The 12640-nt window shown below is 70.3% G+C and carries 11 protein-coding genes; 1 reads left to right on the plus strand and 10 read right to left on the minus strand.

Features of this window, described 5'->3' with window-relative positions; translation table 11 throughout:
• Positions 1-74: 74 nt before the first annotated feature.
• The 4 genes from RB608_RS03890 to RB608_RS03905 all read right to left on the minus strand — a co-directional run bounded on the left by RB608_RS03890 (position 75) and on the right by RB608_RS03905 (position 4324).
• Entirely contained in the window at positions 75-410 is a 336-nt protein-coding gene (locus RB608_RS03890; protein WP_308086491.1) for a hypothetical protein, read from the minus strand.
• A gap of 206 nt (positions 411-616) precedes the next feature.
• Positions 617-1333 (minus strand): response regulator transcription factor, encoded by a 717-nt coding sequence (locus RB608_RS03895; protein WP_308086492.1) that lies wholly within the window; start codon positions 1331-1333, stop codon positions 617-619.
• A complete protein-coding gene (locus tag RB608_RS03900; RefSeq protein ID WP_308086493.1) occupies positions 1330-3582 on the minus strand; it encodes an ATP-binding protein in 2253 nt (750 codons plus the stop codon). The genes RB608_RS03895 and RB608_RS03900 overlap by 4 nt, the downstream gene beginning before the upstream one ends.
• A 55-nt stretch (positions 3583-3637) precedes the next feature.
• Positions 3638-4324, minus strand: a complete 687-nt coding sequence (locus tag RB608_RS03905) for a lytic transglycosylase domain-containing protein (RefSeq protein ID WP_308086494.1) — start codon at positions 4322-4324, stop codon at positions 3638-3640.
• Between the two features lie 362 nt (positions 4325-4686).
• Between RB608_RS03905 and RB608_RS03910 the strand changes: the two genes are divergently transcribed.
• A complete protein-coding gene (locus tag RB608_RS03910) occupies positions 4687-5649 on the plus strand; it encodes a hypothetical protein (protein WP_308086495.1) in 963 nt (320 codons plus the stop codon).
• An 80-nt stretch (positions 5650-5729) separates the two neighbouring features.
• On the opposite strand, the gene RB608_RS03915 is transcribed toward RB608_RS03910, so the two are convergent.
• The 6 genes from RB608_RS03915 to rpsL all read right to left on the minus strand — a co-directional run bounded on the left by RB608_RS03915 (position 5730) and on the right by rpsL (position 12493).
• Complete coding sequence (locus tag RB608_RS03915; protein ID WP_308086496.1) at positions 5730-7064, minus strand: PhoH family protein; 1335 nt, start codon at positions 7062-7064, stop codon at positions 5730-5732.
• A gap of 226 nt (positions 7065-7290) precedes the next feature.
• Positions 7291-8025 (minus strand): tRNA (guanosine(46)-N7)-methyltransferase TrmB, encoded by a 735-nt coding sequence (gene trmB / locus RB608_RS03920; RefSeq protein ID WP_308086497.1) that lies wholly within the window; start codon positions 8023-8025, stop codon positions 7291-7293.
• Positions 8026-8118: 93 nt separating this feature from the next.
• Positions 8119-9312, minus strand: a complete 1194-nt coding sequence (tuf, locus tag RB608_RS03925; RefSeq protein WP_308086498.1) for an elongation factor Tu — start codon at positions 9310-9312, stop codon at positions 8119-8121.
• A gap of 115 nt (positions 9313-9427) precedes the next feature.
• On the minus strand, positions 9428-11500 hold the full coding sequence (gene fusA / locus RB608_RS03930; RefSeq protein ID WP_392390967.1) for an elongation factor G: 2073 nt from the start codon (positions 11498-11500) through the stop codon (positions 9428-9430).
• A gap of 146 nt (positions 11501-11646) precedes the next feature.
• Positions 11647-12117, minus strand: a complete 471-nt coding sequence (rpsG, locus tag RB608_RS03935) for a 30S ribosomal protein S7 (protein WP_139624791.1) — start codon at positions 12115-12117, stop codon at positions 11647-11649.
• 1 nt (position 12118) lies between these two features.
• Positions 12119-12493, minus strand: coding sequence for a 30S ribosomal protein S12 (gene rpsL / locus RB608_RS03940; RefSeq protein WP_038677267.1), 375 nt, complete (start codon positions 12491-12493; stop codon positions 12119-12121).
• Positions 12494-12640: the final 147 nt, after the last annotated feature.

Here is a 12640-nt window from a genome sequence, read left to right on the forward strand (position 1 = left end):
CACAAGCGCGGCGCGAGGCACGAGCGACCATGTCGGTGCGGGGTCCAGATCACCGACCCCGCACCGACGAGTACTCAGGAATAGGTCCACCCGTAGGAGATGCGGTTGTCCCACCAGTTGGGGCACACGGCGGTCGACGCGTAGCCGTTGCCGTTCACCCGGGCGCCGTAGTACCACCTCTGGTTGCGGTCGCCCTCCCAGGTCCCACAGACGATGAAGGCCCGAACGGGCCGTTCCCACGTCCGGTAGGGCGCAGGCACGTAGCACCTGATCGTCACCGCCGCCTTCCAATCGACGTCGTGACGTGTCGTGTTGCACGAGGTCGCGTAGGTGTAGCCGCCTGGGTCGGTTCCGGCGTGCGCGGCCGGGACACCAGGAGCGGCGAAGATCAGGGTGGCGACGCTGATCACCACCGCCAGGATCCCGCCGGCCGAACGTCGGGCTCTGAGTCTCATGAGGTTCCTTTCGTGACGGCGGGCGCGGGAGCGCGATCGCCTCATCCGTGCTTCTCGAACGGCACCGACGCTACGGATCAGGCAGCGCACCGTCAGGTCGGACATTCGACGTCGGTGGAAACACCGACGTGGGCGGTCGAGGCGATCAGTGCCCAGCCGGCTCAGCGGCCGTCCGGCCGGCGGTCCGGGTAGGTCTCGACGTACCCGTCGGCCGCGGCCTCGCGCACCGCCTCGACGGTGTTGCGCACCGAGCGTCCCAGCAACCGGTACTGCAGGAAGACCCGCTCGATGTAGGTGGAGACGGTCGACTCGGAGATCGGCGGGTCGAATGCGCGGGCGATCGACCGGCGGGTGTGTCCGTCGGCGAGCAGTTGCAGCACCTCCAGCTCGCGTGGCGCCAGCCGGGCGCACACCTGGTCGTCGGTCACCAGCACGTGCGCCAGCTCGCTCGAGGTGGCCAGTCCGGTCTGGTCGACCTGTTCGAGCACTGAGACGATCTGCTCGAGCGGGTCGGACTTGAGGATGAGACCGACGGCGCCGGCGACGACCGCACGTCGCAGCGGGACCGGTCGGCTCTCGCTGGTGAGCACCACACACCGGGTACCACGAGCCGTGAGGGACCGGATCAGGTCCTCGGGGTCCGACCCGTCGCCGAGGTTCAGATCCACCAGCGCCAGGTCCGGCGGACGCGCCGCGTCGTCCAGCAGGGTCAGGAGGCCCTCGGCCGTGCGGGCCGATCCGAGCCACCGGAACGAGTACCCCCACCGCTCCAGTGCGGATCGCAGGCCTTCGACGACCACGGGATGGTCGTCGACGGCCACGATCGTGACCGGACCTGCTGCGGCGTCATTCGATGGCGCGGTGTGGTCCGCTGTCATTCTGTCGATCCTGCGCGGTCCGGCACGTTCCGCCAAGTCGGCCGATGCACCGACTCGTCGGGCTCGAGCCCCTCGGCCCCCGGCCTGCTCGGCACGGTCAGCACCTGCTGGTCGATCGCGCCGCCGGGCCCGGCTCTCAGCACCGACAACCGCCACCCGGACACGGATCGCCGAGCGGTCACCGTGAGGCGCTCACCGGACGCCGCGCGACGTCGGTCGGCACCCGGGAGCCACCGGTCGGTCGCCTCCTCGACGAGCCCGGCCAACGCGTCGTCCACCTGGCTGTCGACGTCGGCAGCCAGGTGCACCACCAGCGGGATGCCGGCGTCCCTGGCGATCCCCACCGCCCGCCAGGTACGCGGCACGGGAAGACACGACAGTCCCTCCCGGACCCGCCGCTCGCTCGCCGCCGCCTCCTGGCGCACTCCGGGGCACCCCGGGTCGACCGAGCCGTCGGCGAGCCCGTCGAGGAGCGAGGGCACCACCGGGTCCAACTCCCCGACGAAACGCCGCAGGTCCGCGCCGGGCGCACCCGCCAGCCGGTAGCCGGACAGGGTGCCCGCCGCGCGCACCTCATGTCCGGCGCGGCGGATGAGGGCGCCCATCACCGCTCCGACGCCGGCCCCGACCAGGGGGGCGGCCAGGATCACCCACCAGGTCGCGGGCGTGGAGAACCGGGCCACCAGGACCGCGAGCACGGTGAGGGTGAGGGCGAGCCCGGTCAACACCGCCTCACGGCGCGGGCGCACCGCCCAGACGACAGCGACGACAGCGGCGGCCGACGACCCGGTGCCGAAGAGCGACGGGTCACTCGCCCCGGGTGCCACCGCCGCCCCGGCCGCGGCCACGCAGACGACCATGGCGAGAGCCGCGTACGTCGTACCCCTCCCCGACAGGCGGCGGCGCGGCACGCCGTGGATCATGGTCAGGAGGACCGCAAGCAGGCCCGTGGCTCCGACGACGCCGAGCACCGGAGCTCGAAGGGAGCCGGCCGTGGCGGCGACGGCCACCAGATTGGCCGCGGGGTGCACCGCCGTCGGCCACAGGAGGCGGCGGGCGCCCGCGACGCCGAGGGCGGCGGGCGCCGCTCCGGTGCGCGCCTCCGACGGAGGTCGCCAGCCGAGGGTGACCGTCGTGCCCCACCCCGGAGCGCTGTCGACGGCAGCCGTGCCGCCGATAGCCAGCATCCGGTCGCGAATGGAGCCGGCGAGGCCATGGCGGTCGGCCGGAACCGCCGCGGGATCGAAGCCGTCCCCCTGATCGATCACGCGCACCCGCACGCCGGCAGCCAGCGGGAACGGGCTGCCGACCTCGACCACCGCCCGCGTCACCCCGGCGTGCCGGGCGACGTTGCGCACCGCCTCCGCGACCGCGGCGACCATCGTCTCGCCGACGACGCGCGGTACGACGACGGCCGGCGCGCCGCGCAGGTCCACCCTCACCGCCCCGGCGGGCGTGGTGGCGATCGCCGAGACCAGGTCGACGACCTCCGTCTGCGGCTCGGTGTGCCGGCGCAGCGCGACCGCGTTCTCCCGACACGTCTCCGCACTGACGTCGGCGCGCTCCATCGCCACCATCTGCAGGACCGGCAGCACTCGGTCGTGGACCTGACGCGCCAGCTCGGGCCGGATGCGGCGCAGCTCCGCCGAGCGAGCGGCGGCCAGGCGCTCGGCCTCCCCGGGCAGGTCCGCCTGGTCGACGAGGTCGGCGACGCTCGAGATCGCCCACACCACCGCCGCGCAGACGCCGACCATCCCCGCATGGTGCGCGGCCTGGGCCAGGACCGTCCCAATCGGATGGTGCCCGTCAGCCGGCTCGGTGAGCGCCAGACCGGCAGCGGCGGTCACGACCGGCAGGAGGCTCCCGAGGAACGACCACCACCTGCCGGCGCCATCGATGAGCAGCAGGCAGCCCAGCAGGGAGGCAGTGGTCATCGGCCACCAGGGCGACGACCAGGAGGTCGGCGGCGTGAGCCACGGGCCCGCGACCACGGCGGCGCCCAGCACCAACACCGCCGCCGCCCACCAGGGCGAGCGGCGTCGGCCACGGCTGAGCAGCGCTGCGGCGCCGCCGGCGACGGTGAGTCCGGCAGCCAGCGCCGTACCGACAGGAGCATCCGCGGCGATCGTCCACCAGGCTCCGGCCTGCACCAGGAGGGTCAGGCCGACCAGAGCGGCGACGACCGGTTGCCTGCCCGCGCGCATGCGCTGCCGCCAGAGCGCCATCCGAGGCGGCAGGTCCGCATCCATGGCGTCATCATCGCACCGGGCCTACGCCACCCCGGGTCGAGCAGCGAGGCGCTGATCAGTACCAGCCGCGGGCCTGGCTGTGGCCCCAGGCGCCGCAGGGGCTGCCGTAGCGGCCCTTGATGTAGCCCAGCCCCCAGCGGATCTGGGTCGCCGGGTTGGTGGCCCAGTCGGCACCGGCGGTGGACATCTTGGAGCCGGGCAGCGCCTGCGGGATGCCGTAGGCGCTGGAGCTCGGGTTGTCGGCGTTCCAGCGCCAGTTGGACTCACGGGTCCACAGGGAGTCGAGGCAGCCGAACTGGCTGGAGGAGAAGCCGAACTCGCCGAGGAGCGCTCGGGCGATGTCGCGCGGGTCGGAGTCGGAGAGCTCGCGGCTGTCGGTCATAGCGGCGGTCCGGGAGCCGGAGAGGTCGGCGGACTTGGCCGGGACGGCCTCGGGGCGCAGGTCGTCGCGGGAGAGCACCGGCTCACGGCGCTCGGTCGCGTCCTCGGGGAGGGTGGCGGCGCCGACGTTGGCGATCGCGTCGAGATCGGCGGACCCCGCCGCGCCCGCGGCGGCCGGAGCCGCCTGCTGGCCGGCGAGGCCGGCGGCGACGGAGGCACCGGTGACGGCCACCGCGACGGACGAGAGGACCACGACATTGCGGGCAGCGGTCCGCGGGGCACGAGCGATGTGGGCGTGCTTGGGCGCGCCACGATGCTTGGGCGCTCGCCTCTTCGGCGGCTGCGGCGCATTGTTCGTCAAGGGCTCGGATCCGGGCTCGGCGACATGGGCACGGCCACCGCCCGATCGGGCCCGACTCACGGTCATCGCCGCCGGCGGCCAGCGACCACCCTGCCTGACGGAGAGGGCTCACGCAAACCGAACGGCCGATTTCCCCGGCCTCTCCAGCACCGCTGGCACCGTTGATCACATCCGTCTCACGAGTTGCCCTCCGCGGAGCCGGACACACACAACGTCATACGTTCTGTGGGCTAGAACCCACAGAACGTATGACGTCACGCAACGAGTCGTTCGTCGTCCACAAGCCTCGGTGGTCCACCTGCCCTCCACAGGCCTTGGTCGGGTCACCGGCGACTGCGTTTCTGACGTCGCATCGTCGTGCCATGAGCAGTCCCTCTCGGTACCGGCGCCGGATCAACATCGATGCCGACTCCCCCCGCAGCAGGCAACTCCGTGACCTGGCCGAACTGCAGTACGGCGTAGTGTCGCGGCGGCAGCTCTACCGGCTCCACGTGACTCGCTGGGAGATCGAGGCCCACCTCCGCGCGGAACGCTGGCGACGCCTCAGTGACCAGAGCGTCGTCCTCCACACCGGGCCGGTGGCGTTCCAGGGCCTCCTCTGGGCGGCGGTGTTCCAGGGCGGTCCGCACGCCCAGCTGGACGGCGCCGCATCCCTGATCGCCTCCGGCCTCCGACGGTTCGAGCTCGACAGCATCAGGGTCTCGCTTCCCCGGGGTGCGCGCGTACGCCGCACAGCGATGTTCGACCTACGCCAGACTCGCCGGTGGAGCGCCGCCGACCAAACACCGTCGGGCATCCCGCGGACCCGCCCTGAGGTGGCCGCGGTCCGGGCCTTCCTCTGGGCCAAGACGGACCGGCAGGCGGTCTACCTCCTGACCCTCGCCGTCCAGCAAGGCCTCACGACGCCCGAGCGGATCGGAGCGACCGCGCTGCGGATTCGCCGAGACAAGCGCCGACGTCTGCTGCACGCGACGGTCAACGACCTCCTCGACGGCGCACGGGCGCTGGGCGAGCTCGACGTCCTCCAGGAACTCAGGCGCCGCGGCCTGCCCCTTCCGGAGCGCCAAGTGGTCCGCGAGGACAAGCAGGGGCGCTTCTATCTCGATCTCTACTGGCCCGACCTAGGCGTCGTCATCGAGGTGGACGGGATCCACCACACCTGGGCGGAGAACATCGTCGGCGACGCCCTGCGCCAGAACGCACTGACTCTCTCAGGCGACGTCGTGCTGCGGCTCCCCCTTCTCGCCCTGCGGCTCGAACCGGACGCGTTCTTCGCACAGATCGCTGAAGCGCTCGCCGCCGCGCAGAGACGGCGGGCGGCGTGATCGGCCTGTGGACGGCCGTGACGTCATACGTCCTGTGGGCTAGAGCCCACAGAACGTATGACGTTGCGTCGGGAGGACGCTCACACCACGACGTTCTCCAGCATCTCGGTCACCAGCGCGGCGATCGGCGAGCGCTCCGACCGGGTCAAGGTGACATGCGCGAAGAGCGGGTGTCCCTTCAGCTTCTCGACGACCGCCACGACCCCGTCGTGGCGCCCGACCCGCAGGTTGTCGCGCTGGGCGACGTCGTGGGTGAGCACGACCTTGGAGTTGGCGCCGATCCGCGAGAGCACGGTGAGCAGGACGTTGCGCTCCAGCGACTGGGCCTCGTCGACGATCACGTAGGAGTCGTGCAGCGACCGGCCGCGGATGTGGGTCAGCGGGAGGACCTCGAGCATGCCGCGGTCGAGGATCTCGTCGACCACCTCGCGCGAGGTCAGGGCGCCGAGGGTGTCGAAGACCGCCTGTGCCCAGGGCGACATCTTCTCCGACTCCGAGCCCGGCAGGTAGCCGAGCTCCTGGCCGCCGACGGCGAACAGCGGCCGGAAGACGACGACCTTCTTGTGCTGCTGACGCTCCATGACCGCCTCGAGGCCTGCGCACAGCGCGAGCGCGGACTTGCCGGTGCCGGCCCGGCCGCCGAGCGACACGATCCCGACCTCGGGGTCGAGCAGGAGGTCGAGGGCGACCCGCTGCTCGGCGCTGCGGCCGTGGATGCCGAAGGCCTCACGGTCGCCGCGGACCAGGTGCACCTGCTTGTCCGGGCCGACCCGGCCGAGGGCGGTGCCACGCTCGGAGAGCAGGACCAGGCCGGTGTGGCACGGCAGCTCACGGGCGTCGGCGAGGTCGAGGGTGCCGTCGTCGTACAGCTCGTCGACATCGGCGGCGCTCACCTCCATCTCCGCCATGCCGGAGTAGCCCGTGTCGGAGTCGCTGACGGTCTCGCCGCGGTACTCCTCGGCGGCCAGGCCGACGGCGGAGGCCTTGATCCGCATCGGCAGGTCCTTCGAGACCAGGGTGACGTCGTGACCCTCGTCGGCGAGGTTGCGGGCCACCGCGAGGATCCGGGTGTCGTTGTCGCCGAGACGGAAGCCCGAGGGCAGCGAGGAGGCGTCGGTGTGATTGAGCTCGACCCGGACGCTGCCACCGTCGTCGCCCACGGGGACCGGGGCGTCGAGGCGGCCGTGGCTGACCCGCATCTCGTCCAGCATCCGCAGCGCACTACGCGCGAAGTAGCCCAGCTCGGGGTGATGCCGTTTGCCCTCGAGCTCGGTGATCACGACCACCGGCAACACGACCTCGTGCTCGGCGAACCGGCGCAGGGCGGCCGGGTCGGCGAGCAGGACGCTGGTGTCGAGGACGTAGGTACGGCGGCGCTGCGTGCTGGTCTGTGCCTCATCGTGAACGTTTCCCACGACTCACCTCACCGGACCGCGCGCCCCAGGGGGCCACCCGGCCCTATCCCTGGTAGACGGACCGGGGTGCGCGTTCGTGGTTCGTCACGATCGGCCTCCCGATGTGGCCGGCTTCCCCACCTGCCACTGCTGGGGAAATTACGCCTCGCGTCCAAGGGATTCGGGCGACACGCCCTATCCGCGAGGTGAACGTCCCATGACGGACGTGTCTCGCCCTTCGCACCGGTCAGACGCGGCGGTAGGTCAGGTCGGTGATGGTGCGGTCCTTCGCGAGGCCCTTGCGCTCGAACTTGGTGACCGGCCGCTCGGCCCACCGTTCGACCACCCCGCCCTCCAGCCGCGGCTCGGCGTCGAGGACCTCGACCATCCGCTCGGCGTAGTCGGCCCAGTCGGTCGCCAGTCGCCACAGCCCTCCGGGCGCCAGGCGGGAGGCGATCAGGGCGGCGTACTCCTCGTTGACCAGCCGCCGCTTGTGGTGCCGCGTCTTGTGCCAGGGGTCCGGGAAGAAGGTCCACAGCTCGCTGATCGCGCCGGGGGCGATCAGGTGCTCCAGCGTCCACACCGCGTCGACACCGCAGAACCGGACGTTCGTGGCGCCCGCCTCCGCCGCCCGGCCGAGCCCCTCGGCGACGCCGGGGCGCCAGACCTCCAGCGCGAGCACGTTCGCCTCCGGACGCGCTGCCGCGAGCGCCGCCGTCGCCTCGCCCACGCCACCGCCGATCTCGACGATCAGCGGGGCGGCCCGGCCGAACCAGCGCTCCCAGGAGAAGTCCGCCGCGTCGACCGCCTCCTCGGGGATGACCCACCGATCGGCGTAGGCGTCCCAGGCGGCCTGCTGCTTCGGGGAGAACCTGCTGCCGCGGCGGGTGTAGGTCAGCACCTCGCGCATCCGCCGGCCGTCCTCGGTCTGCTTGTGATGCGGTCGCGCCGGGCGTACTCCCTCGTTTGTCTGCTCAGCCACGCCCACCATTCTCCCGGCCGGCCGGGCTTCGCCCGAAATGCAGGAAGCCCCCGCTGCCCACAGGCAGCGGGGGCTTCCCCGAAGCAGGTCAGATCACTTGGTGATCTTCGTGACCCGGCCGGCGCCGACGGTGCGGCCACCCTCGCGGATCGCGAACTTCAGACCCTCGTCCATGGCGATCGGCTGGATCAGCTCGACCGTCATGTCCGTGTTGTCGCCCGGCATGACCATCTCGGTGCCCTCGGGAAGGGTCACGACGCCGGTCACGTCGGTGGTCCGGAAGTAGAACTGCGGACGGTAGTTGTTGAAGAACGGCGTGTGGCGGCCGCCCTCCTCCTTCGAGAGGATGTAGACGCTCGCCTCGAAGTTGGTGTGCGGGGTGGTGGTCCCCGGCTTCACCACGACCATGCCGCGCTCGACGTCCTCGCGCTTGGTGCCACGGAGAAGCAGACCGACGTTCTCACCGGCCTGGCCCTCGTCGAGCAGCTTGCGGAACATCTCGACACCGGTGACGGTGGTCTTCTGCGAGGTGTCGCGGATGCCGATGATCTCGACCTCCTCGTTGACCTTCACGATGCCGCGCTCGATGCGACCGGTGATGACGGTGCCACGACCGGTGATCGTGAAGACGTCCTCGACGGGCATGAGGAACGGCTTGTCGATCTCACGCTCGGGCTGCGGGATGTACTCGTCGACCGCGCTCATGAGCTCGAGGACCGACTTGCCCCACTTCTCGTCGCCGTTGAGCGCCGGGAAGGCGGCAACGCGCACGACCGGAACGTCGTCGCCCGGGTACTCGTACTCGGAGAGGAGCTCGCGCACCTCCATCTCGACGAGCTCGATGAGCTCCTCGTCGTCGACCATGTCGCACTTGTTGAGCGCGACGACCAGGGCGGGGACGCCGACCTGGCGGGCGAGCAGGACGTGCTCACGGGTCTGCGGCATCGGACCGTCGGTCGCGGCGACCACCAGGATCGCGCCGTCCATCTGCGCGGCACCGGTGATCATGTTCTTGATGTAGTCCGCGTGACCGGGGCAGTCGACGTGCGCGTAGTGGCGCGCCTCGGTCTGGTACTCGATGTGCGCGATCGAGATCGTGATGCCGCGCTGCCGCTCCTCGGGAGCCTTGTCGATCGAGTCGAACGGCGAGGCCTCGTTGAGGTCCGGGTACGCGTCGTGCAGGACCTTCGAGATCGCCGCGGTCAGCGTGGTCTTGCCGTGGTCGATGTGACCGATCGTACCGATGTTGACGTGCGGCTTGGTCCGCTCGAACTTCGCCTTAGCCACTGGGGCTCCTCCTGGTGTGTTGTTACTTGACTCGTACTAATGGGGTGGTGCGCCGAGGGCCTGCGGTGAGTGCCCCGGGATACCGGGGGCACACGGGGGCGGTGCCCCCGTGCGGTTACTCGCCGCGCGCCTTCTTGATGATCTCGTCGGCGATGTTCGTGGGAACCTCGGCGTACGAGTCAAACTCCATCGAGTACGACGCCTGACCGGAGGTCTTGGACCTCAGGTCGCCAACGTACCCGAACATCTCGGACAGCGGCACGAGGGCCGCCACGACGATGTCGCCGTGACGCTCCTCCTGCGCGCGGATCTGGCCGCGACGGCTGTTGATGTCGCCGATGACCGTGCCGAGGAAGTCCTCGGGCGTGGTCACCTCGACGGCGAACACGGGCTCGAGGAGGACCGGCTTCGCCTTGCGGGCGGCCTCCTTGAACGACTGGATGCCGGCGATCTTGAACGCGAGCTCGGACGAGTCGACGTCGTGGTAGGCGCCGTCCTCGAGGGTGAACTTGACGTCGACCATCGGGTAGCCGGCGAGCACGCCGAACTCCATGGCCTCCTGGCCGCCGTTGTCCACCGAGGGGATGTACTCGCGCGGCACCCGGCCGCCCGAGACGTTGTTGACGAACTCGTAGCCCGCACCGGTGCCGGTCTCGGGGTCGAGGTTCGGCTCGAGGGAGATGACGACCTTCGCGAACTGGCCCGAACCACCGGTCTGCTTCTTGTGGGTGTAGCTGTGGTTCGAGACGGTCCCGCGGATGGTCTCGCGGTAGGCGACCTGCGGCTTGCCGACGGTGGCCTCGACCTTGAACTCGCGCTTCATCCGGTCGACGAGGATCTCCAGGTGGAGCTCGCCCATGCCGGAGATGATGGTCTGGCCGGTCTCCTCGTCGGTCTTGACGACGAAGGTCGGGTCCTCCTCGGCGAGACGGCCGATGGCGACGCCGAGCTTCTCCTGGTCAGCCTTGGTCTTCGGCTCGATGGCCACCGAGATCACCGGCGCCGGGAAGGTCATCGACTCGAGCACGACCTGCTTGGACGAGTCCGAGAGGGTGTGCCCGGTGCGGGTGTCCTTGAGACCCATCACGGCGACGATCTGGCCGGCGCCGACCGACGCGATCTCCTCACGCTTGTTGGCGTGCATCTGGTAGACCTTGCCGATCCGCTCCTTGCGGCCGTTGCTCGTGTTGAGCACGGTGCCGCCGGCCTCGAGCTTGCCGGAGTAGACGCGGACGAAGGTCAGCTTGCCCAGGTGCGGGTCGGCGGCGATCTTGAACGCGAGCGCCGACAGCGGCTCGTCGCTCGACGGCTTGCGGACGACCTCGTTCTCCTCGGTCTCCTCCGCGCCCGGCTTGTGGCCGACGATGCCGTCGACGTCGAGCGGGGAGGGCAGGTAGTCGACGATCGCGTCGAGCAGGGGCTGGACGCCCTTGTTCTTGAACGCGGTGCCGGTGAGGATCGGGTTGACCTTGTCGGCGAGGGTCGCGCGACGGATGGCGGCCTTGAGGGTCGGCACGTCGAACGTGTCGCCGTCCTCGAGGTAGACCTCCATGATGTCGTCGTCGGCCTCGGCGAGGGTCTCGACGAGCTTCTCGCGGTACTCCGCTGCCTTCTCGACGAGGTCGGCGGGGATCTCCTCGACGACGTAGTCCTCGCCCTGCTCGGTCTCGCCACGCCACACCTTGGCGTTCATCTCGACCAGGTCGACGACGCCGATGAAGTCGCCCTCGGCGCCGATCGGGAGCTGCATCACCAGCGGGGTGGAGTTGAGCTTCTGCACGATCGAGTCGACGACGCGGTAGAAGTCCGCACCGGTCCGGTCGAGCTTGTTGATGAAGCACATCCGCGGGACGGCGTACTTGTTGGCCTGGCGCCACACGGTCATGGTCTGCGGCTCGACGCCGGCGACGCCGTCGAAGACCGCGACGGCGCCGTCGAGGACGCGCAGCGAGCGCTCGACCTCGACGGTGAAGTCGACGTGCCCGGGGGTGTCGATGATGTTGATCTGGTGCTTCTTCCACCAGCAGGTCGTCGCGGCGGACGTGATCGTGATGCCGCGCTCCTGCTCCTGCTCCATCCAGTCCATCGTGGCGCCGCCATCGTGGACCTCACCGATCTTGTAGGTGATGCCGGTGTAGAACAGGATCCGCTCGGTGGTGGTGGTCTTGCCGGCGTCGATGTGCGCCATGATGCCGATGTTGCGGACGACGTTCAGGTCCGTCGTGATGTCGACTGCCACGTGAGTCAGCGTTCCTTAGGTCGGTGCTTGGTTCTGGGGATGGAGCCGGTGGTGCCGGAGCGAGCACCGTCGAGACGGGCCCGCTCCGGCAGAGATCACCAGCGGTAGTGCGCGAAGGCCTTGTTGGACTCGGCCATCTTGTGGGTGTCCTCGCGCTTCTTCACCGCGGCACCGAGGCCGTTCGCAGCGTCGAGGATCTCGTTCTGCAGGCGCTCGGCCATGGTCTTCTCGCGACGCTCCTGGGCGTAGCCGACCAGCCAGCGCAGCGACAGCGTGGTGCCGCGGTTGCCCTTGACCTCGATCGGGACCTGGTAGGTCGCGCCACCGACGCGGCGGGACTTGACCTCGAGCGCGGGGCGCACGTTGTCGAGCGCGCGCTTGAGGGTGATGACCGGGTCGGTGCCGGTCTTCTCGCGGGTGCCCTCGAGTGCGGCGTAGACGATCCGCTGAGCAACCTGCTTCTTGCCGTCCTGCAGCACCTTCGACACGAGCTGGCTCACCAGCTGCGACCCGTAGACCGGGTCGACGTCGATCGGCCGCTTCGGCGCGGGGCCCTTGCGCGGCATGTCAGCTCTTCTCCTTCTTGGCGCCGTAGCGGCTGCGCGCCTGCTTACGGTTCTTCACGGCCTGGGTGTCCAGGGCGCCGCGGATGACCTTGTAGCGAACGCCGGGGAGGTCCTTCACGCGACCGCCGCGGACGAGCACGATCGAGTGCTCCTGCAGGTTGTGACCCTCACCCGGGATGTAGGCGGTGACCTCGACGCCGCTGGAGAGGCGCACGCGGGCGACCTTCCGGAGGGCGGAGTTCGGCTTCTTGGGGGTGGTGGTGTAGACGCGGGTGCACACACCGCGCCGCTGGGGAGATCCCTTCAGGGCAGGCGTCTTGGTCTTCGACACCTTGTCCTGGCGGCCCTTGCGGACCAACTGATTGATAGTGGGCACCTGGTGGTTCCCTTTCATGTCTGCTGTCACGGCCTGGCGCGGTGCCGGGCTCGGGGTGATGCGATGCTGCGTGCCGGAGTGCTCCTCCGTCCGACGCGCCGATGAGGGCGTTCGACCGGAGGGCATGCTCGACGTGCCGGGTCGCCC

This window comes from Nocardioides sp. LHD-245 (genome assembly GCF_030929495.1).
Taxonomy (GTDB): Bacteria; Actinomycetota; Actinomycetes; order Propionibacteriales; family Nocardioidaceae; genus Nocardioides.